The 19,684-nt window shown below is 69.4% G+C and carries 17 protein-coding genes and 1 tRNA gene; 14 read left to right on the top strand and 4 right to left on the bottom strand.

All coding sequences use genetic code 11. From position 1 onward, the window contains the following. Positions 1 to 43: 43 nt before the first annotated feature. A tRNA-Leu gene (locus EV670_RS17495) sits at positions 44 to 128 on the bottom strand. A gap of 70 nt (positions 129 to 198) precedes the next feature. Here EV670_RS17495 and rnr point away from each other — a divergent pair. Further along, positions 199 to 2,505, top strand: a complete 2,307-nt coding sequence (gene rnr, locus EV670_RS17500; RefSeq protein WP_242617040.1) for a ribonuclease R — start codon at positions 199 to 201, stop codon at positions 2,503 to 2,505. 12 nt (positions 2,506 to 2,517) lie between these two features. Here rnr and EV670_RS17505 read toward each other — a convergent pair whose 3' ends face one another. Genes EV670_RS17505 through EV670_RS17515 form a run of 3 tightly spaced genes read right to left on the bottom strand, consistent with a single transcriptional unit; the run spans position 2,518 to position 6,780 of the window. Next, the gene (locus tag EV670_RS17505; RefSeq protein WP_130434558.1) at positions 2,518 to 4,038 is read right to left on the bottom strand and encodes an NAD(P)H-hydrate dehydratase; all 1,521 of its coding nucleotides are present in this window, start codon (positions 4,036 to 4,038) and stop codon (positions 2,518 to 2,520) included. A 34-nt stretch (positions 4,039 to 4,072) separates the two neighbouring features. Next, positions 4,073 to 5,425, bottom strand: coding sequence for an FAD-dependent oxidoreductase (locus EV670_RS17510; protein WP_130434560.1), 1,353 nt, complete (start codon positions 5,423 to 5,425; stop codon positions 4,073 to 4,075). Beyond that, the gene (locus EV670_RS17515; RefSeq protein ID WP_130434562.1) at positions 5,422 to 6,780 is read right to left on the bottom strand and encodes an amidase; all 1,359 of its coding nucleotides are present in this window, start codon (positions 6,778 to 6,780) and stop codon (positions 5,422 to 5,424) included. Before EV670_RS17515 ends, EV670_RS17510 begins: the two co-directional genes overlap by 4 nt. A gap of 213 nt (positions 6,781 to 6,993) precedes the next feature. On the opposite strand from EV670_RS17515, the gene rpsB reads away from it, so the two are divergent. From rpsB to lpxA, 13 genes are all read left to right on the top strand, one after another. Continuing rightward, positions 6,994 to 7,737 carry a 30S ribosomal protein S2 gene (rpsB, locus tag EV670_RS17520; RefSeq protein ID WP_130434564.1) on the top strand — a complete coding sequence of 248 codons (744 nt, stop codon included), beginning with the start codon at positions 6,994 to 6,996 and terminating at the stop codon, positions 7,735 to 7,737. Positions 7,738 to 7,875: 138 nt separating this feature from the next. Then, the gene (tsf, locus tag EV670_RS17525; protein ID WP_130434566.1) at positions 7,876 to 8,754 is read left to right on the top strand and encodes a translation elongation factor Ts; all 879 of its coding nucleotides are present in this window, start codon (positions 7,876 to 7,878) and stop codon (positions 8,752 to 8,754) included. A gap of 89 nt (positions 8,755 to 8,843) precedes the next feature. Beyond that, positions 8,844 to 9,554: a UMP kinase gene (gene pyrH, locus EV670_RS17530; protein WP_130434568.1), complete on the top strand. Its 711-nt coding sequence runs from the start codon at positions 8,844 to 8,846 to the stop codon at positions 9,552 to 9,554. Positions 9,555 to 9,586: 32 nt separating this feature from the next. Continuing rightward, positions 9,587 to 10,147 carry a ribosome recycling factor gene (gene frr / locus EV670_RS17535; RefSeq protein ID WP_130434570.1) on the top strand — a complete coding sequence of 187 codons (561 nt, stop codon included), beginning with the start codon at positions 9,587 to 9,589 and terminating at the stop codon, positions 10,145 to 10,147. Between the two features lie 44 nt (positions 10,148 to 10,191). Next, positions 10,192 to 10,935 (top strand): polyprenyl diphosphate synthase, encoded by a 744-nt coding sequence (uppS, locus tag EV670_RS17540; protein ID WP_278044433.1) that lies wholly within the window; start codon positions 10,192 to 10,194, stop codon positions 10,933 to 10,935. Positions 10,936 to 10,943: 8 nt separating this feature from the next. Beyond that, positions 10,944 to 11,813, top strand: a complete 870-nt coding sequence (locus tag EV670_RS17545; RefSeq protein WP_130434572.1) for a phosphatidate cytidylyltransferase — start codon at positions 10,944 to 10,946, stop codon at positions 11,811 to 11,813. After that, positions 11,810 to 13,000 (top strand): 1-deoxy-D-xylulose-5-phosphate reductoisomerase, encoded by a 1,191-nt coding sequence (gene ispC, locus EV670_RS17550; protein WP_130434574.1) that lies wholly within the window; start codon positions 11,810 to 11,812, stop codon positions 12,998 to 13,000. The genes EV670_RS17545 and ispC overlap by 4 nt, the downstream gene beginning before the upstream one ends. Beyond that, positions 12,997 to 14,415, top strand: coding sequence for an RIP metalloprotease RseP (gene rseP / locus EV670_RS17555; RefSeq protein WP_130434576.1), 1,419 nt, complete (start codon positions 12,997 to 12,999; stop codon positions 14,413 to 14,415). The genes ispC and rseP overlap by 4 nt, the downstream gene beginning before the upstream one ends. A gap of 10 nt (positions 14,416 to 14,425) precedes the next feature. Next, the gene (gene bamA, locus EV670_RS17560; protein WP_130434578.1) at positions 14,426 to 16,759 is read left to right on the top strand and encodes an outer membrane protein assembly factor BamA; all 2,334 of its coding nucleotides are present in this window, start codon (positions 14,426 to 14,428) and stop codon (positions 16,757 to 16,759) included. Next, positions 16,756 to 17,277 (top strand): OmpH/Skp family outer membrane protein, encoded by a 522-nt coding sequence (locus tag EV670_RS17565; RefSeq protein ID WP_423213594.1) that lies wholly within the window; start codon positions 16,756 to 16,758, stop codon positions 17,275 to 17,277. The genes bamA and EV670_RS17565 overlap by 4 nt, the downstream gene beginning before the upstream one ends. Positions 17,278 to 17,318: 41 nt before the next feature. After that, positions 17,319 to 18,413 carry a UDP-3-O-(3-hydroxymyristoyl)glucosamine N-acyltransferase gene (lpxD, locus tag EV670_RS17570; RefSeq protein ID WP_130434580.1) on the top strand — a complete coding sequence of 365 codons (1,095 nt, stop codon included), beginning with the start codon at positions 17,319 to 17,321 and terminating at the stop codon, positions 18,411 to 18,413. Positions 18,414 to 18,430: 17 nt separating this feature from the next. Beyond that, positions 18,431 to 18,871 (top strand): 3-hydroxyacyl-ACP dehydratase FabZ, encoded by a 441-nt coding sequence (gene fabZ / locus EV670_RS17575; protein ID WP_130434582.1) that lies wholly within the window; start codon positions 18,431 to 18,433, stop codon positions 18,869 to 18,871. Positions 18,872 to 18,888: 17 nt separating this feature from the next. After that, on the top strand, positions 18,889 to 19,680 hold the full coding sequence (gene lpxA / locus EV670_RS17580; RefSeq protein WP_130434584.1) for an acyl-ACP--UDP-N-acetylglucosamine O-acyltransferase: 792 nt from the start codon (positions 18,889 to 18,891) through the stop codon (positions 19,678 to 19,680). Positions 19,681 to 19,684: the final 4 nt, after the last annotated feature.

Genomic DNA, 19,684 nt, shown 5'->3' on the forward strand with positions numbered 1-19,684 from the left:
GCCAGCATTTTCATGCTGGCCCCTATCATCTTGCTACTTGTCTTGGTGCCCAGGAGAGGACTCGAACCTCCACGCCGTTAAGCGCTAGTACCTGAAACTAGTGCGTCTACCAATTCCGCCACCTGGGCAGGTACCGAAGCCGGAGATTCTAGCATCAAAAAAGATAACAACACAACAGCCGCCGCAGTCGCAACCGCTCTGACGAGTGAAGTCGACGGCACGGTGCAGGGCCATCGCGATGGACACGGCTTCGTGGTCCGCGACGACGGCGAATCCGACATCTATCTTTCGCCGCAGGAGATGCGCGCGGTGCTGCACCGCGACCGCGTTCGCGTGCGCGTGATCCGCTACGACCGCAAGGGCCGGCCCGAGGGCCGCGTGGTCGAGATCCTCGAGCGCAAGCGCGCGCCGATCATCGGCCGCCTGCTGCTCGAGGGCGGTGTCTGGCTGGTGGCACCGGAAGACAAGCGCTACGGCCAGGACATCCTGATCCCGAAGAACGCGACCGCGAAGGCGCAGACCGGGCAGGTGGTGGCGGTCGAGTTGACCGAGCCGCCGTCGCTTTACTCGCAGCCCGTGGGCCGGATCACCGAGGTGCTCGGCGAGATCGACGACCCCGGCATGGAGATCGAGATCGCGGTGCGCAAGTACGAGGTGCCGCACCGCTTCAGCGCCGAGACCATGGCTCAGGCGGCGAAGCTGCCCGAGCAGCTGCGTGCGGTCGATCGCAAGCATCGGGTCGATCTCAGCGACGTGCCGCTGGTGACGATCGACGGCGAGGACGCGCGCGACTTCGACGACGCCGTCTACTGCGAACCGGTCGCGATCGGCCGCGTCAAGAAGCCCAACGGCCATCGGCTGATCGTCGCCATCGCCGATGTCAGCCACTACGTGAAGCCGGGCGAGGCACTCGACGACGATGCCTACGAGCGCGCCACCAGCGTTTACTTCCCGCGCCGCGTGATTCCGATGCTGCCCGAGAAGCTCAGCAACGGCCTGTGCTCGCTGAACCCCAACGCCGACCGGCTGGCGATGGTCTGCGACATGGTGATCAACGCCGAGGGCGAGATTCACGCCTATCAGTTCTACCAGGCGCTGATCAACTCTCACGCGCGCTTCACCTACACCGAGGTGGCGGCGATCCTGGCCAACACGCGTGGCCCCGAGGCGCAGCGGCGCAAGGAACTGGTGCCGCATCTGCTGCACCTGCACGAGGCCTACCGCGCGCTGCTCAAGGCGCGCGGCAAGCGCGGCGCGGTCGACTTCGAGACCACCGAGACGCAGATCGTCTGCGACGAGAACGGCCGCATCGAGAAGATCGTGCCGCGCACCCGCAACGACGCGCACAAGCTGATCGAGGAGGCGATGCTGGCGGCCAACGTCTGCTCGGCCGAGTTCATTGCCGGTGCCGAGCAGCCCTCTCTGTACCGCGTGCACGAGGGACCGACACCCGAGAAGCGGACGATCCTGCAGACCTATCTGCGGGCGCTGGGCCTCGGCCTGTCGATCAGCGACGACCCCAAGCCGGGCGAGTTCCAGGCGATCGCCAAGGCCACCAAGGACCGGCCCGATGCGCTGCAGATCCACACCATGCTGCTGCGCTCGATGCAGCAGGCGATCTACACGCCGGCCAACAGCGGGCACTTCGGCCTGGCCTACCCGGCCTACACGCACTTCACGAGCCCGATCCGGCGCTATCCCGATCTGCTGGTGCATCGCGTGATCAAGGCGATCCTGGCGGGCAAGCGCTATCACCTGCAGGTGACCGAGCTCGCGACCTCCGCGGTGCACACGCGCCCGGCGCGGCGCGGCGACAAGAAGGCCGAGCGTGCCGACGGCAAGCCGCTCAAGCCGGCACTCGCCGAACTGGCGATGTGGGAGGGCGCCGGCGCCCACTGCAGCGCCAACGAGCGGCGCGCCGACGAGGCCTCGCGCGACGTCGAGGCCTGGCTTAAGTGCAAGTTCATGCGCGAGCATCTCGGCGAGGAGTACGGCGGCGCGGTCACCGCGGCCACCAGCTTCGGCCTCTTCGTCACGCTCGACGAGCTCTACGTCGAAGGCTTGGTCCACATCACCGAGCTCGGCGGCGAGTACTTCCGCTTCGACGAGGCGCGCCAGGAACTGCGCGGCGAGCGCACCGGCGTGCGCTACGCGGTCGGCAGCCGGGTGCGGGTGCAGGTCAGCCGGGTCGACCTCGACGGCCGCAAGATCGATTTCCGGCTCGTGCGCGAGGGCGGTGCCGAGCCGCCGCGTCCGGTGCGCGAGCGCCACAAGGCGGCTGCGGCGGGCTCGGCCAGCGAGAAGCTCGAGGCGGTGGAAGCTGCCGATCGGGCGCTCAAGAAGGCCGGCAAGCGCGCCACGGCCTCGCCGCGCGCGGTGCGCGAGGCCGGTGGCGCCAGCGCCAAGGGCGGGGGCAAGGGCGTCGGCAAATCGGCTGCCAAGGGCGCTGCGGCCAAGTCGGCCACGACGCGCGGCGGTCCGGGGGCCAAGCGCAGCCGGCGCTGAGCGCGTCCGCGCTCAGCGCGCGGCGGCCGCGAGTCGGCTGATCAGTGTCGAAGCGCTGATCGGCGTCGGGCCGCCATGATCGGCGGCCCAGGCATCGGCGATGGCGCCGTGCTCGTAGACGCCGAGCCGCGCGGCATCCGCCGCGCTCAGTCCCTGCGACCACAGCCCGCCGATCCAGCCGGCCAGCACGTCGCCGGTGCCGGGGCCGGCCAGCGCCGGGTTGCCGCTCGGGTTGATCGAGGGCAACTCGCCGGGTGCGGCGATCACGCTGCCCGAGCCCTTGAGCACGACGACGGTGCCAAGGCGATCGGCCAGGCGCTGCGCGGTGCCGAGCCGGTCGCGCTGGACCGCCGCGGTGTCGCACTCGAGCAGGCGCGCCGCCTCGAGCGGATGCGGCGTCAGCACCGTGGCCAGGCCTCGGCTCGCGCGTGCCGCCAGGCGGCGTTCGAGCGCCGGATCGGCCGCCACCGCGTTGAGCGCGTCGGCGTCGAGCAGCAGGCGGCCGGCGCGGTTCAGCAGTGCCGGCAACTCGGCGCCCACCTCGCTGCCGCCGCCGCAACCGCAGACCACGGTCAGCGCGCCCAGCGCCGCCGCCGGCGGCAGCGCGGGTCGGATCATCAGCTCCGGCTGCAGCGCGTCGACCGGCGGGGCGGCCGGATCGAGAGGGCGCAGGAACACGCGGCCGGCACCGGCATGCAGCGCAGCGCGCGCCGCCAGCAGCACGGCTCCGCCCATCGACGGTGCGCCGCCGACCACCCACAGGTCGCCGAAGCTGCCCTTGTGCTGGGCGTGGCGCCGCGGCAGCCGCAGGCCGCGCCAGTCGTCGCCGCCGAACCAGGCGCATGGCGCGACGCCGGCGACGTCGACGCCCAGACCGTCGAACCAGACCTCGCCTGCGTGGTCGCGGCCGCCGGCGGTGAACAGTCCGGGCTTGAGTGTCAGCAGCGACAGCGTCCAGCGTGCCCGCACGCAGCTTGCGGCTGCGAGCGGCTGGCCGCTGTCGCCGTCGAGGCCGGAGGGCAGGTCGGCGGCCAGCACCGGCGCTGCGCCACGGTTGAGTAGCGCCACCGCCGCGGCCAGCGCACCTTCGGGCGGGCGGCTCAGGCCGAGGCCGAGCAGGGCATCGATCGCGAGTTGACCAGGGCCGGGCGCCGTGGCCGGAAGCTCGGCCTGTATCCGCACGCCAGCCTGCTGCGCGCGCTGCAACGCGACAGCGGCATCGGCCGGCAGCGAGCTCGGCTCGGCCAGCAGGCTCAGCATCACGCGACGCCCGGCCCGATGCAGGCGCAGCGCGGCCTCGAGTCCGTCGCCACCGTTGTTGCCAGGACCGGCGGCGATCCAGATCTGCGAGGCATGCGGCGCCAGCGCCGCCGCCAGCCGCGCCAGCGCCTCGCCGGCGCGCTGCATCAGCGTGTTCGGCGGCAGCGATGCGGCGGCGGTGGACTCGATCGCGCGCGAGCCGGCGCCGTCGTGCAACGGCAGCTGGCGCCTGCCGTCGACAACGAAGGGGACGCGGGTTGGAGTCAGGGCCATGGCATCCAGACTAGCCGAACGCCCGGGCCGCGGCTCAGAAACGCGCCGCCGTCGGTGCGAAGGGATCGCTGGCCGGGTCTACCACGCCACGCCCGTCGAGGGCTTCGGCGATGCGCAGCGCGGCGCCGGCGGCCAGCGTCCAGCCGGCATTGCCGTGGGCGATGTTGAGCCACAGGCCGGCGTGGCCGGGGACGGCGCCGATCATCGGCAGTCCGTCCGGCAGACAGGCGCGTGCCGCATGCCAGGCCTGCGGACGCGCGAGATGGGCGCAGCCCGGCACCCAGGTGTCGAGCGCGCGGTAGAGCGGCTGCATGCTGCGCTCGCTCGGCTGCTTGCGCGCCGGACCGAGCTCGGAGCCGCCGCTGACGCGAACCCGCTCTCCGAGTCGGGTCAGCGTGACCTCGCGCTCGACGTCGACCAGCGCCGAGCGCGGGCCGCGCTCGGGCGAGCGCAGCGGCAAGGTCAGCGACTGGCCGGCCTGGGGTTGCAGCGGCAGCCGCAAGCCGAGCGGTGCCAGCAAGGCCGCGGCCTCGGTGCCGGCGCAGATGACGACGGCATCGAAGGTCTCGCTGCCCACCGGCGCGAGATAGCGCGCCGCGGCCAGCGCGCGCTGGCGCAGCAGCGCCTGCGCGCCGCCGCGCTCGGTACCGACGCCGCCGGCCCTGTTGCGCCCGGCCTCGTTGCCTTCGCGCGCAGGAGCAAAGCCGGTCGTCAGCGCGAGCTGTTCGAAGCGCACGGCTGCGCCGCCCGGGCCGCCTTCGATGGCCCGCACCGAGGTGCCGAAGCGGAACTCGGCGCCCAATTGCTCGGCGGCGTCGCGCCACAGGTGGGCGGCGAGTCGGCAGTTGCCGGCCTCGGCCTGCGGCAGCAGCAGGCCGCCGCTGATCGAGGCGGCGGCAGACAGCCCGGGTTCGAGGCGGCGGCAGGCATCGGCGTCGAGCGCATTGACGCGCACGCCGGCCGCGCGCAGCCGATCGGAGGCGGCCAGCGCGAGCTCGAAGGCGGCCGGCTCGCGCCAGAGGTAGAGCACGCCGTCGGTCCGTTCGTACTCGGCGGGCCAGCGGCTGCGCCAGTGGGCGAGGCGATCGATGCTGCGCCGGGCCAGCGCCCAGAAGGCCTCGTCGTGGGCGCTGCCGGCCGCCGCGGCCCGACGTGCTCGCAGCCACCACGAGCCGAGTGTCGGCATGCTGCGCCACGGCGGACGCGGCAGCGGGCGCGTCGCCCAGGGCGGGCGCAGCGCCGGCGACAGCACGCCGTTGGTGCCAAAGCTCGCCTCGGCGGCGACACCGCCGCGGCGCTCGAAGACGCAGACGCGATGCCCGGCGACCGCCAGCTCATGCGCGGTGGCCACGCCGGCGATGCCGGCTCCGATGACGGCGATCTTCATGCTGCGGCCCGCTCCGGCACGACCGTCGGCGCCAGCAGCGCCTCGATCTGCAGCGCGGTCGACAGCAGGGCGTCGTCGTGCATGGCCGGGGCCCACAGCATCAGGCCGACCGGCGGCGTGCCCGGCGCATGGCAGGGCAGCGACAGCGCGCAGCCGTCGAGCAGGTTGACCACGCTCGGGTTGCGCAACAGCAGCGCGTTGTGGCGGAAGAATGCCTCGTCGCTGGCCTGCAGCGGGGCGAGGGCGGGGGCGAGGATCGGCACGGTCGGTGACAGCACGAGGTCGTAGGCGGCAAGGCTGGAGGTCATGGACGCGATCCAGCGCGTGCGCTGGTGCTGCAGTTCTGCGTAGGCGGCGCTGTCGATCGCGGCGCCGCGGCGGATGCGCAGCGCCACGCGAGGGTCGTAGCGGGATTCGTGCCGCTCGATCAACTCGCGATGCCAGGACCAGGCCTCGGCCGCGCTGAAGCCGCCACGGGCGTTGATCCGAGCCACCTCGTCGAGTGCCGGCAGCGGCCTCTGGTCGATCTGCATGCCGGCGGTGCGCAGGGTGCTCAGCGCCTGCTCGAAGGCATGCGCGACGGCCGGTTCAAGCTCGTCGAGCATCAGCGTGGTGGGCACCAGCGCTCGCAGCGTATCCGGGGCACGCGGCGCGATGCGCACGCGGCGGGCCGCGAGGATCTCGTGCAGCAGCACCGCGTCGCGGACCGAGCGCGTGATCGCGCAGGCGGTGTCGAGCGTGGTGGACAGCGGCACCATGCCGGTGGTCGGCACCAGGCGCGCGGTGCTCTTGAAGCCGACCAGGCCCTGCAACGCCGCCGGAATGCGGATCGAGCCGCCGGTGTCGGAGCCGAGCGCGGCGAAGGCGATGCCGCCGGCCACGCTGGTGGCGGCGCCGGAACTCGATCCGCCGGGGACGCAGGGCCGGGCGGGATCGAGCGCGCGCATCGGCACGTTGGCCGGCGTGGCGTGATGCGGGTTGAGGCCGACGCCGGAGAACGCGAACTCGCTCATGTGGGTGCGGCCCAGCAGCGTCGCGCCGGCGGCGCGCACGCGGGCCACGGCCGGCGCATCTGCCGCCGCCGGCGCGGCGTCGGCGAGCACGGTCGAGCCGGCGCTGCTGACCTGGCCTGCCACGTCGTAGAGATCCTTGACGCTGATTGCCAGTCCGGCCAGCGGCAGCGTCGAGGCCGCGGCCGCTGCCGCCGAGGTGCGTGCCGCGGCCGGGTCGAGCTGGAGGAAGGCCGCTGCCAGGCCGGGGTCGCGCAGGCGCTCGAGGCAGTGTTCGAGTTCGGTGGGCGCGTCGGTGCTGCCGGCGGTGATGCGCTCGCGCGTGGCGATCAGGTCGTCAGGCATGAGCGGGCGGGGTCGGGGCGAATTGGGCCGGCACAGGAGGGCGTGCTATACTCTTTGGGTTTACCCGCAAGCACCGCTCGAGTCATCACGATCTGCGGCGCCTGCAGGGCGAGCAACAGTCGTAAATCGCGAGTTCGGCCACCAAAAGGTGTTGCAAGCGTCGCTTGCAATTCAGTGCCGAATTCTAGACCCAACCTTTTTGGAGATTTCTCTATGTCGAGCACGATGCGCGAGATGCTGGATGCCGGTGTGCATTTCGGCCACCAGACCCGCTTCTGGAACCCGAAGATGGCCCCGTTCATCTTCGGTCATCGCAACAAGATTCACATCATCAACCTCGAGAAGACGCTGCCGCTCTTCGACGAGGCGATGAAGTTCGCTCGCCAGCTGGCGACCAAGCGCGGCACGATCCTGATGGTCGGCACCAAGCGCCAGGCGCGCGAGGTCATCAAGGCCGAGGCGCAGCGCGCCGGCATGCCTTTCGTCGACCAGCGCTGGCTCGGCGGCATGCTGACCAACTTCAAGACCGTCAAGGGTTCGCTGAAGAAGCTCAAGGACATGCAGGCCCAGGTCGAGGCCGGCACCCAGCCTTCGCTGAAGAAGGAAGCGCTGATGTTCCAGCGCGACATCGCCAAGCTCGAGAAGGACATCGGCGGCATCGCCGACATGAACGCGCTGCCTGACGCGATCTTCGTGATCGACGTTGGCTTCCACAAGATCGCGATCGCCGAAGCCAAGAAGCTCGGCATCCCGGTCATCGGCGTGGTCGACACCAACCACTCGCCCGAAGGCATCGATTACGTGATCCCCGGCAACGACGACTCGGCCAAGGCCGTGGCGCTGTATGCCCGCGCGATCGCCGACGCGATCGTCGAAGGCAAGGCCAACGCGGTCAACGACACCGTGCTGGCCGTGCAGAACAGCGACGAATTCGTGGAAGTCAGCGACGCGGCCTGAAGCCGCTCGCTCGGCGCCCCGCCGAACGCACATCGAAAGGGGCTGATTCATCAGCCCCTTTCAGCATCCTTTTCCGCAAATCCCCCAGCCGGTTGCGCCGCCACCCGCGCGCAGCCGCATCCGAAAACGGAGTAAGCAATGTCCGCAATCACCGCCAGCATGGTCGCCGAACTGCGCGCCAAGACCGACGCCCCGATGATGGAGTGCAAGAAGGCACTCACCGAAGCCGCCGGCGACATGGTCAAGGCCGAGGAACTGCTGCGCGTCAAGCTCGGCAGCAAGGCCAGCAAGGCCGCCTCGCGCGTGACCGCCGAAGGCATCGTTGCCGCGCACATCGACGGCACCATCGGTGCGCTGATCGAAGTCAACTGCGAGACCGACTTCGTCTCCAAGAACGACGACTTCCTGGCCTTCGGCAAGAAGCTGGCCGAACTGGTCGCCGCGCGCAACCCGGCCGACGTGGCCGCGCTGTCGGCGCTCGAGATCGACGGCGCCACCGTCGAGGCGACGCGTTCGGCGCTGATCGGCAAGATCGGCGAGAACCTGGCGATCCGCCGCTTCAAGCGCTTCGCCGGCGAGGCCAAGCTTGCGAGCTATCTGCACGGCACGCGCATCGGCGTGGTGGTGGAGTACAGCGGTGACGACGTCGCCGCCAAGGATGTGGCGATGCACGTGGCGGCGATGAAGCCGGTCGCGCTGTCTTCGGCCGACGTGCCGGCCGCGCTGATCGCCACCGAGCGCAGCGTTGCCACCGCCAAGGCGGCCGAATCGGGCAAGCCGGCCGACATCGTCGCCAAGATGGTCGAAGGCTCGGTCCAGAAGTACCTCAAGGAAGTCAGCCTGTTCAACCAGAGCTTCGTCAAGAACGACAAGCAGACGGTCGAGCAGATGCTCAAGGAGCGCGCGACGACGGTGAAGGGCTTCACGATGTTCGTCGTTGGCGAAGGCATCGAGAAGAAGACCGACGACTTCGCGGCCGAAGTGGCGGCCCAGGTCGCTGCTGCCAAGGGCCAGTAAAGGCGCCGCGGCCGCGCCGCAGGCGCGGCCGCATCTTCTACACTTCGCCCCCAACTGAGGGCTGCCACTCGAGGCGGCCGGAGAACTGCATGCCCGCCTACCAGCGCATCCTGCTCAAGCTGTCCGGTGAAGCCCTGATGGGCGACGATGCCTACGGCATCAACCGCGCCACCATCGTGCGCATGGTGCGCGAGGTGCAGGACGTCACGCGGCTGGGTTGCGAGGTGGCGGTCGTGATCGGCGGCGGCAACATCTTTCGCGGTGTCGCCGGCGGCTCGGTCGGCATGGACCGCGCGACCGCCGACTACATGGGCATGCTGGCCACCGTGATGAACTCGCTGGCACTGGCCGACACGATGCGCCAGGAAGGCATGACCGCGCGCGTGATGAGCGCGATCAGCATCGAGCAGGTGGTCGAGCCCTACGTGCGGCCGAAGGCCTTGCAGTACCTCGAAGAGGGCAAGGTCGTGATCTTCGCCGCTGGCACCGGCAACCCCTTCTTCACCACCGACACTGCCGCTGCGCTGCGCGGCGCCGAGATCGGCGCCCAGATCGTGCTGAAGGCGACCAAGGTCGATGGCGTCTACAGCGCCGACCCGCACAAGGATCCGCTGGCCACGCGCTACTCGAAGATCAGCTTCGACGAGGCGATCGGCCGCAACCTGCAGGTGATGGACGCGACCGCCTTTGCGCTGTGCCGCGACCAGAAGCTGCCGATCAAGGTGTTCTCGATCAACAAGCCGGGCGCGCTCAAGCGCGTCGTGCTGGGCGAGGACGAAGGCACCCTGGTACACGTCTGAAGCGTGACCGCATCGCCGCATTGGGAGCAGCAATGAGCATTGCCGACATCAGGAAGAATTTCGAGCAGAAGACCGCCAAGTCGATCGAGGCGCTCAAGCACGAGCTGACCAAGATCCGCACCGGCCGCGCCCACGCCGGCCTGCTCGACCAGGTCCACCTCGACTACTACGGCTCGATAGTGCCGATCAGCCAGGTCGCCAACGTGACCCTGATCGATGCCCGCACCATCAGCGTCCAGCCTTGGGAAAAGGGCATGGGCGCCAAGATCGAGAAGGCGATCCGCGAGAGTGATCTCGGTCTCAACCCTGCCTCGCAGGGCGACCTGATCCGGGTGCCGATGCCGGCGCTGACCGAGGAGCGTCGCAAGGAGCTGACCAAGGTCGTCCGCCACACCGGCGAGGAAAGCAAGATCGCAGTGCGCAACCTGCGCCGCGATGCCAACGACCATGCCAAGAAGCTGGCCAAGGACAAGCTGATCAGCGAAGACGACGAACGGCGCTCGATCGACGAGATCCAGAAGCTCACCGACCGCACGATCGCCGAGATCGACAAGCTGGTGCAGGGCAAGGAAGCCGAGATCCTCGCGGTCTGAACGCCGTGCGGTTTCCTCGCCCCAGCAGCAGTAGTAGCAATAAGGTGACGCCCACCGTACCGCGCCACATCGCCGTCGTCATGGACGGCAACGGGCGCTGGGCCAACCGGCGCTTCATGCCGCGTTTCGTCGGCCACAAGCATGGCGTCGATGCGCTGGTGCGCACGGTGCAGGCCTGCGCCGACCGCGGCGTCGAGTACCTCACGGTGTTCGCCTTCTCGAGCGAGAACTGGAAGCGCCCCGAAGAAGAGGTCTCCGGCCTGATGGGTCTGGTGCTGGTGGCAGTTTCGCGCTACCTGCAGAAGCTGGCTTCCGAAGGCGTGCGCATCCGCATCGTCGGCGACCGTGCCGCGGTGTCCGACAAGGTGCGTGCCGCCTGGGACGAGGCCGAGGCCGCGACCCGCCACAACACGCGCATCACGCTCTCGGTCGCCTTCAACTACGGCGGCCGCTGGGACATCGTGCAGGCCTGCCGGCGCGCGATCGCCGCCGGCACGCCGGCCGCCGAACTCAGCGAGGAGCGGCTGGCCGAGTTCATGTCGCTGGCCCATGCGCCCGACCCTGACCTGTTCATCCGTACCGGGGGCGAGGTCCGCATCTCCAACTTCCTGCTCTGGCAGGTCGCCTACGCCGAGCTCTTCTTCACCGATTGCCTGTGGCCCGACTTCGATGGCGCCGAACTCGACCGTGCGCTCGCGGCCTACTCCGCGCGTGATCGCCGTTTCGGCAGCGTCAAGCCCGCCCCGGTGCCGGCACCGGACGTGCATGGCGTGACGTCCAGCAGCTGAGCGCGTCGATGCTGCGCCAGCGTGTGATCACCGCGGTCCTGTTGCTGGCGGTGCTGTTGCCGGCACTACTGGCCCCGATGGCCTGGCCCTTCGCGGCGCTGTCGCTGCTGGCGGTGGCCTGCGCGGGTTGGGAATGGGCGCGTCTGAACGGCCTGCAGGGCGCCGCCGCGGTGGCGCTCGGAGCAGCGGTGGCGGCACTCGGCCTGGCACTCGGCTGGGCCTTGCTCGGCCATGCCGAGGCCCACGCGCCGGCTGCGCAACGGCTGTTCTGGAGTGTCGCGACGCTGGCCTGGGTGTTCGGTGGCGCGCTGGTGCTGGCGCAGGGCGTGGCCGGCTGGCCGCAACTGCCGCGCGCGCTGCGGCTGCTGATCGGCGCGCTGCTGCTCGCGGTGGCCTGGCTGGCGATGGTCGGCGCCTGGCGTCAGGGCGTGAACCTGCTGCTGTCGACCTTCGCGCTGGTCTGGGCGGCCGACATCGCGGCCTACTTCGGTGGTCGCGCGTTGGGGCGGCGCAAGCTGGCGCCCGGTATCAGCCCCGGCAAGAGCTGGGAAGGGGTCTGGAGCGGCATGCTCGGTGCATTGCTGCTGGCCGTGGTCTGGATCGCGCTGGACCGCCATTTCTCGCTCGGCGCGCCGAGCCTCTATTCGCGGCTGCTGCTGGCCGGCGGTCCGGTGCTGCTGGTGGTGGCGGTGATCTTCCTCTCGTCCCTGAGCGTGGTCGGCGACCTGTTCGAGTCGTTGGTCAAGCGTGCCGCAGGCGCCAAGGACAGCAGCGCGCTGTTGCCGGGCCATGGTGGCGTGCTCGATCGCATCGACGCGCTGCTGCCGGTGCTGCCGGCCGCACTGGCGCTGCTCGCGACGCTGGAGTGGGCGCGATGAACGCCGTCGCGCGTCAACGCGTCTGCGTGCTCGGCGCGACCGGCTCGATCGGGCTCAGCACGCTCGACGTGATCGCGCGCCACCCGGATCGCTACGAGGTCTTCGCGCTGACGGCCGCCAGCCGTGTCGAGGAGCTTGCCGAGCTGTGCCGGCGCTTTGCACCACGCTTTGCCGCGATGCCGGACGCGGCGCGCGCGCGCCAGCTGCGCGAGCTGCTGGCCGGCAGCCGCACCGAGGTGCTCGATGGCAAGGCCGCGCTGGTCGAGCTGGCCGGGCACCCCGAGGTCGATTCGGTGATGGCGGCGATCGTCGGCGCAGCGGGCCTCGAGCCCTGCCTGGCCGCGGCCCGTGCCGGCAAGCGCCTGCTGCTGGCCAACAAGGAGGCGCTGGTGGTCGGTGGCGCGCTGTTCATGGACGCGGTGCGCGCCGGCGGCGCGACGCTGCTGCCGATCGACAGCGAGCATTCGGCGATCTTCCAGTGCCTGCCCGAAGACCGCAGCACCTGGCGCCAGCGCATCGATCACATCGTGCTGACGGCCTCCGGCGGGCCGTTCCGCGATCGCGATCCGGCCACGCTCGCCGGCGTCACGCCCGACGAGGCCTGCGCGCATCCGAACTGGGTCATGGGCCGCAAGATCTCGGTCGACTCGGCAACCATGATGAACAAGGCGCTCGAGGTGATCGAGGCGCGCTGGCTGTTCGACCTGGCGCCGGAGCAGATCCGCGTCGTGATCCATCCGCAGAGCATCATCCATTCGATGGTCGTGTGTCGCGACCAGTCGGTGCTGGCGCAGCTCGGCACGCCGGACATGCGGGTGCCGATCGCCTACGGGCTGGCGTGGCCGGAGCGCATCGAGAGCGGCGCTTCGACACTGGACTTCCTGCAACTGCGCGGGCTGAGCTTCGAAGAGGCCGACGCACGGCGCTTCCCCGGCCTGCAACTGGCCTGGGCCGCGCTGCGCGGCCCCGAGGGCAGCACGGCGGTGCTCAACGCGGCCAACGAGGTCGCGGTCGAGGCCTTCCTCGACGGTCGCATCGGCTTCGACCGGATCCACGCACTCAACCAGGCCACGATCGAGGCGTTGCAGCCGGGCGCTGGCGCGACCGCGTCGGTGGCTGCGCTGCTGGCGCTCGACGCCGAGGCGCGCCGCGTCGCCGGCGAACAGCTACGCAGGTTCCAGCGATGACCACGGTGCTTGCCTTCCTGCTGACGCTGGGCGTGCTGATCGTCGTCCACGAGTGGGGCCACTATCGCGCCGCGGTGGCCTGCGGCGTCAAGGTGCTGCGCTTCTCGGTCGGCTTCGGCCGTCCGCTGCTGCGCTGGCAGCGCGGCGAGACCGAGTTCGTGATCTCGGCGCTGCCGCTCGGCGGCTACGTGAAGATGCTCGACGAACGCGAGCTCGGACCCGGCGAGGCACTGCCGGCCGAAGACGCCGCGCGCGCCTTCAACCGCCAGAGCCTGCGCGCCCGCGCCTTCATTGTCTTCGCCGGACCGCTGGCCAACCTCGTGCTGGCAGCACTGCTCTACGCGGCAACGTTCTGGATCGGCATCGAGGAGCCGAAGTCCTTGCTCGGTGCCCCGGTGGCCGGCAGCATGGCCGATGCGGCCGGCCAGCGGGCCGGCGACTGGGTGCGCGAGCTGGCGCAGACCGGCGACGCGGGTGACGGCCTGACGACGCCGGACTGGGAGCCGATCGAAAGCTACTCCGAGCTGCGCTGGGCCTTGACCGATGCCGCGCTCGGCGAGCGCAACCTGCTCCTGCGGGTGAGCGACGTCAACGGCGCGCACCAGCGCGAGTTGATGCTGCCGCTGGGCACGCTCGGCGTGCGCGAGGTCGACGCCCAGTTACTCAGGCGGATCGGCCTGGGTGCGCCCTTTGCCGAGCCGGTCATCGGTCGCGTGATCGAGAACGGGCCGGCCAGCCGTGCGGGCCTGAAGGAAGGTGATCGCGTCATCTCGGTCGATGGCCAGGCGGTGGACGATGCGAGCCGGTTGCGCGAGCGCATCCGCGCCGCGGTCGACGCCGAGGGCCAGGCCCAGCCGCTGGGCTTCCTGGTCGAACGCAGCCAAGCGCCCGGTGCGGCGACGGAGCGAGTCGAGATCGAGGTGCTGCCCGGCGTGCAAGGCGAGCGCGGCCAGTACCTGGCGCGCATCGAGGCCTACATCGGGCAGCCGGCCGCCAGCGTCCTGGTTCGCCACGGACCGGTCAAGGGCCTGTGGCTCGGCGTGCAGCGGACCTGGGACGTTTCCGTGCTGAGCCTGCGCATGCTCGGCAAGATGCTGATCGGCGAGGCCTCGCTGAAGAACCTCAGCGGCCCGCTGACGATTGCCGAGGTCGCCGGGCAATCGGCCCAACTCGGACTTGTCTACTACCTCGGCTTCCTGGCACTCGTCAGCGTGAGCCTTGGCGTGCTGAACTTGCTGCCGTTGCCGATGCTCGATGGGGGGCACCTCATGTATTATCTTTTCGAAGCGGTGACGGGACGACCGGTGTCCGAGGTGTGGCTCGAAAGGCTGCAGCGCGGAGGCTTGGCGATCGTGGTCCTGATGATGTCGCTCGCTCTCTACAACGATCTGGCCCGCTTGTTCGGGCTGTACTGACTCCCGTCGCATGTTGCTCTCCAAAGCGCGCGCTGCCGCGCCGCGTCGCGCCTTTAGCCGCGTCGCCCCCTTCCGTCCCCATCTGCTGGCTGCAGCACTTGCCGGCCTGCTCGGTGCCCCGGCTTGGGCCATCGATCCCTTCACTCTCAAGGACATCCGCGTCGAGGGCCTGCAGCGCACCGATGCCGGCACCGTCTTCGGCGCGCTGCCGTTTCGCATCGGCGACTCCTACACCGAGGACAAGGGTGCCGCGGCGCTGCGTGCGCTGTTCGCGACCGGGCTGTTCAAGGATGTCCGCCTCGAGATCGTCGACGACGTCGTCGTCGTCATCGTCGAGGAGCGGCCGATCATCTCCAGCGTCGAATTCACCGGCCTCAAGGAATTCGACAAGGAAGCACTGCAGAAGTCGCTCAAGGAAGTCGGCATCGGCGAGGGCCAGCCCTTCGACCGCGCACTGGCCGACCGCGCCGAACAGGAGCTCAAGCGCCAGTACCTCGGCAAGAGCTACTACGGCGCCGAGGTCGTCACGACCATCACGCCGGTCGATCGCAATCGCGTGGCGGTGACCTTCAGCGTGGTCGAGGGCGAGGTCGCCAAGATCAACGAGATCCGCATCACCGGCAACAAGGTCTTCTCCGAAGGCACGCTGCTGGGGCAGCTCGAGAGCACGACCAGCGGCTGGCTGACCTGGTACACCAAGACCGACCGCTACTCGCGGGCCAAGCTCAACGCCGACCTCGAGACGCTGCGCGCCTACTACCTCAACCGTGGCTACCTCGAGTTCAACGTCGACTCGACCCAGGTCGCGATCTCGCCCGACAAGCAGAACATCTCGGTCACCGTCAACGTCACCGAGGGCCAGCCCTACACCGTGACGGCGGTGCGCCTGGAGGGTGACTTCCTCGGCAAGGACGACGAGTTCAAGCGCCTGATCACGATCAAGCCCGGCGAGGCCTACCGCGCCGAGTCGGTGGCCGACACGACGCGCCGCTTCCAGGAGCTCTACGGCCAGTTCGGCTACGCCTTCTCGCGCGTCGAGCCGCGAACCGAGATCGATCGCGAGACCGGGCAGGTGGTCGTGGTGCTGGTCGGCGACCCGACGCGCCGGGTCTACGTGCGCAAGATCAACGTCGCCGGCAACACGCGCACGCGCGACGAGGTGGTGCGGCGCGAGTTCCGCCAGTTCGAGTCTTCGTGGTACGACGGTCGCAAGATCAAGCTCTCGCGCGACCGCATCGACCGCCTCGGCTATTTCAGCGAGATCAACATCGACACCGCCGAGGTCGCCGGCGCCAACGACCAGGTCGACCTCACGGCCAACATCAAGGAAAAGCCCACCGGCAACATCTCGCTCGGTGCCGGCTTCTCGAGTGCCGACAAGCTGAGCCTGAACTTCGGCATCAAGCAGGAAAACATCTTCGGCAGCGGCAACTACCTCGGGCTGGACCTGAACACCAGCAAGTACAACCGCAGCTTCGTGATCAGCACGGTCGACCCGTACTTCACCAACGATGGCGTCTCGCGTGCCATCGACGTTTTCTACCGCACCCAGAAGCCGATCAACAGTCAGGGTCAGGAGTACACGCTGGTCACGCCGGGCGCCAACATCCGCTTCGGCGTTCCGTTCACCGAGTTCGACACCGTGTACTTCGGCATCGGCCTCGAGCGCACCGAGATCAAGGCCGGCAACACGATCCCGAACAACTACTTCCTCTATCGCGAGCAGTTCGGCGACACCAGCACCAGCCTGCCGCTGTCGGTCGGCTGGCAGCGCGACGGGCGCGACTCGGCGCTGGTGCCGACCTCCGGCTTCTACCAGCGCGTGTTCGCCGACTGGGGTGTCGCCTTCGACACCCGCTATGTGCGCGCCACCTATAACGTCCAGTATTGGCTGCCGCTGGGCAAGAAGTTCACCCTCGGCCTCAACGCCGACGCCGGCATCGGCAAGGGCCTCAACGACCGGCCGTATCCGATCTTCAAGAACTTCTACGGTGGTGGTCTCGGCTCGGTGCGCGGCTTCGACCAGGGCTCGCTGGGCCCGGTCGACGTCACCGGCGCCTACATCGGCGGCAACCGCAAGCTCAGCCTCAACAGCGAGTTCTACGTGCCGGTTCCCGGCACCGGCAACGACCGCACGCTGCGTGTCTTCCTGTGGGCCGACGCCGGCAACGTGTGGGGCGAGTACGAGAAGGCCTCGCTGTCCGATCTGCGTGCGTCCGCGGGCATCGGCCTGAGCTGGATCTCGCCGGTGGGCCCGCTCAAGCTCAGCTATGGCGAGCCCCTGCGCAAGTTTCCGCAAGATAGAATCCAAAAGTTCCAATTCCAGATCGGGACCGCGTTTTGAAGAAGCTGATTTCCCTTCCGTCGCTGCTCGCCGCGGGCGCGCTTGGTCTTGGCATGGCGGCCGCGTCGGCCCAGGAGCTGAAGATCGGCTACGTCAACAGCGAGAAGGTGCTGCGCGAGTCCAATGCCGCGAAGGCGGCGCAGTCCAAGCTCGAGGCCGAGTTCTCCAAGCGCGAGAAGGAATTGCAGGAGGTCGCCAGTCGACTCAAGGCGGCGTCCGACAAGCTCGAGAAGGACGCGCCGACGCTGCCCGAGGGCGAGCGCGTGCGTCGCCAGCGCGAACTGGTCGAGCAGGATCGCGAGTTCCAGCGCAAGCGTCGTGAATTCCAGGAAGACCTGAACCAGCGCAAGAACGAGGAGCTCTCGGCGGTGGTCGAGCGCGCCAATCGCGTGATCAAGCAGGTCTTCGAAGGCGAGAAGTACGACCTGATCCTGCAGGAAGCGGTGTTCGCCAGCCCCAAGGTCGACATCACCGACAAGGTGATCAAGGCGCTCAACGCCGCGCCGGTACCCAAGTGATCGGGGCGGGCCGCGCCAGCGACCCGCTCGAAGTTGCAGCCATGCGAGCCACCCTCGGCGAGATCGCAGCGGCCCTTGGAGTCGAATTGCTCGGCCCCTCGAACGTGGCCGAGCGGCCGATCGAAGGCATCGGCCCGCTCGAATCGGCCGACGGCGCCACCATCGCCTTCCTCTCCAACCCGCGCTACCGCGCGCAGCTCGCGAGCAGTGCCGCGGCTTGCGTGATCGTGGCGCCGGCCTTGCGCGAGGAGGCGCTGGCACGTGCCGGCGGGCGCGGCGCCGCGATCGTGGTCGACGATCCCTACCTGTGCTTTGCCCGACTGACGCAATGGTGGGCGCGGCGCGTGCGACCGGCGCCGGTTGCCGGCATCCACGCAAGCGCGGTGGTCGCCTCGGATGCCGTGCTCGCCGCCGACGTGAGCGTCGGGCCGCATGCCGTGATCGAGGCCGGTGCCGTTCTCGAAGCCGGCGTCGTCGTCGGTGCGCACGGTTTCGTGGGCCGCAATGCGCGCATCGGCGCCGGCAGCCAACTGGCGCCGCGCGCGACCGTGCATTTCGACTGCGTGCTCGGCGCGCGCTGCATCGTCCATAGCGGCGCGGTGATCGGCGCCGACGGCTTCGGCTTCGCGCCGACGAAGAGCGGCTACGTCAAGATCGAACAGCTCGGCGCGGTGCGCATCGGCGACGATGTGGAGATCGGCGCCAACACCTGCATCGACCGCGGCGCGCTCGAGGACACGCTGATCGGCAACGGCGTCAAGCTCGACAACCTGGTCCAGGTCGCGCACAACGTGCAGATCGGCGAGCACAGCGCGGTGGCCGGCGGGGTCGGCATCGCCGGCAGCGCGAAGATCGGTGCCCGCTGCACGATCGGCGGCAAGGCCGGCGTGGCCGGTCATCTGACGATCGGCGACGACGTGCACATCGGTGCCCACGCGACCGTGATGAGTTCGGTCACCGAGCCGGGTGTCTACAGCGGCTATTTCCCGCTCGACGAGGCAAAAAACTTTCAGCGCAACGCCGCCGTCGTGCGCCAGTTGCAGAAAATGCGGGAGCGCGTGCGCACGCTGGAAAAGCAGCTCGAGCGCCAGCCCGGTGCGCCCACCGGCCCGAACAACGACAACGAGGCGGCCTGAAACGGCACGTCACGACCATGATGGACATTCACCAGATTCTCAAGAAGCTGCCGCACCGCTACCCGATCCTGCTGGTCGATCGGGTGCTCGAGGTCGAGCCCGGCAAGCGCATCCGCGCGCTCAAGAACGTCTCGATCAACGAGCCGGTATTCATGGGCCATTTCCCGCACCGGCCGGTGATGCCGGGCGTGATGATCCTCGAGGCGCTGGCCCAGGCCTCGGCGCTGCTGTCGCTGGCCGAAGAGGGCAAGGGCATCGAGAAGGACGCGGTGATCTACTTCGTCGGCATCGACAACGCGCGCTTCAAGAAGCCGGTCGAGCCGGGCGACCAGTTGATCCTCGAGTCAGAGCTCGACCGGGCCCGTGGCGGCATCGTCAAGTACAAGGTGCGGGCACTGGTCGGCACCGACGTGGTGTGCGAGGCCGAGCTGATGTGCACGATGCGCAGCGTGGCCTGACTCCAAGACGGGTTCCGATGTCGAGCACCATCCACCCCACCGCGATCGTCGACCCGGCCGCCGAACTGGCCGACGGCGTCACGATCGGCCCCTACGCGATCATCGGTCCGCATGTGCGCATCGGCGCCGGCACCACGGTCGGCCCGCACACGGTGATCGAGGGCCGCACGACGATCGGTCGCGACAACCGCATCTTCCAGTTCGCCTCGATCGGCGCGATCTCGCAGGACATGAGCTATGCCGGCGAACCGACCGAACTGGTCATCGGCGACCGCAACACGATCCGCGAGTTCTGCACTCTCAACCTTGGCACGGCCAAGGAAGAGGGCGTCACGCGGGTCGGTTCCGACAACTGGATCATGGCCTACGTGCACATCGCGCACGACGTGCGTCTGGGCAACCACACGGTGCTCGCCAACAGCGCGACGCTGGCCGGCCACGTGCACGTGGGCGACTGGGCCGTGATCGGCGGCCTCAGCGGCGTTCACCAGTTCGTGCATGTCGGCGCGCACGCGATGATCGGCTTCCAGGGCCATGTGGCGCAGGACGTGCCGCCGTTCCTCACGGTCGACGGCAACCCGCTGGCCGTGCGCGCGGTCAACCTGACCGGCCTCAAGCGGCGCGACTTCAGCGCCGAGCGCATTGCCACGATCCGCCGGATGCACAAGCTGCTCTATCGCGACGGCCTGAGCCTCGAGCAGGCCGTGGCCGCGATCGAGTCACTGCGCGGCCAGGAGCCGCAAGCCGATGTCGACATCGACACGATGCTCGGCTTTCTCGCCGCCAGCACGCGCGGCATCGTTCGCTGAACGC

Origin of the sequence: Rivibacter subsaxonicus, assembly GCF_004217215.1 — a bacterium.
Taxonomy (GTDB): domain Bacteria; phylum Pseudomonadota; class Gammaproteobacteria; order Burkholderiales; family Burkholderiaceae_C; genus Rivibacter; species Rivibacter subsaxonicus.

Excerpts from the sequence above, each read along its gene's own strand:
- pyrH (WP_130434568.1), top strand. The coding sequence starts at position 8,844 with ATGCCCGCCTACCAGCGCATCCTGCTCAAGCTGTCCGGTGAAGCCCTG.
- ispC (WP_130434574.1), top strand. The coding sequence starts at position 11,810 with ATGAACGCCGTCGCGCGTCAACGCGTCTGCGTGCTCGGCGCGACCGGC.
- EV670_RS17515 (WP_130434562.1), bottom strand. The coding sequence starts at position 6,780 with ATGCCTGACGACCTGATCGCCACGCGCGAGCGCATCACCGCCGGCAGC.
- EV670_RS17545 (WP_130434572.1), top strand. The coding sequence starts at position 10,944 with ATGCTGCGCCAGCGTGTGATCACCGCGGTCCTGTTGCTGGCGGTGCTG.
- lpxD (WP_130434580.1), top strand. The coding sequence starts at position 17,319 with ATGCGAGCCACCCTCGGCGAGATCGCAGCGGCCCTTGGAGTCGAATTG.
- frr (WP_130434570.1), top strand. The coding sequence starts at position 9,587 with ATGAGCATTGCCGACATCAGGAAGAATTTCGAGCAGAAGACCGCCAAG.
- tsf (WP_130434566.1), top strand. The coding sequence starts at position 7,876 with ATGTCCGCAATCACCGCCAGCATGGTCGCCGAACTGCGCGCCAAGACC.
- fabZ (WP_130434582.1), top strand. The coding sequence starts at position 18,431 with ATGATGGACATTCACCAGATTCTCAAGAAGCTGCCGCACCGCTACCCG.
- lpxA (WP_130434584.1), top strand. The coding sequence starts at position 18,889 with ATGTCGAGCACCATCCACCCCACCGCGATCGTCGACCCGGCCGCCGAA.
- bamA (WP_130434578.1), top strand. The coding sequence starts at position 14,426 with ATGTTGCTCTCCAAAGCGCGCGCTGCCGCGCCGCGTCGCGCCTTTAGC.
- rpsB (WP_130434564.1), top strand. The coding sequence starts at position 6,994 with ATGTCGAGCACGATGCGCGAGATGCTGGATGCCGGTGTGCATTTCGGC.
- EV670_RS17505 (WP_130434558.1), bottom strand. The coding sequence starts at position 4,038 with ATGGCCCTGACTCCAACCCGCGTCCCCTTCGTTGTCGACGGCAGGCGC.
- rseP (WP_130434576.1), top strand. The coding sequence starts at position 12,997 with ATGACCACGGTGCTTGCCTTCCTGCTGACGCTGGGCGTGCTGATCGTC.
- EV670_RS17510 (WP_130434560.1), bottom strand. The coding sequence starts at position 5,425 with ATGAAGATCGCCGTCATCGGAGCCGGCATCGCCGGCGTGGCCACCGCG.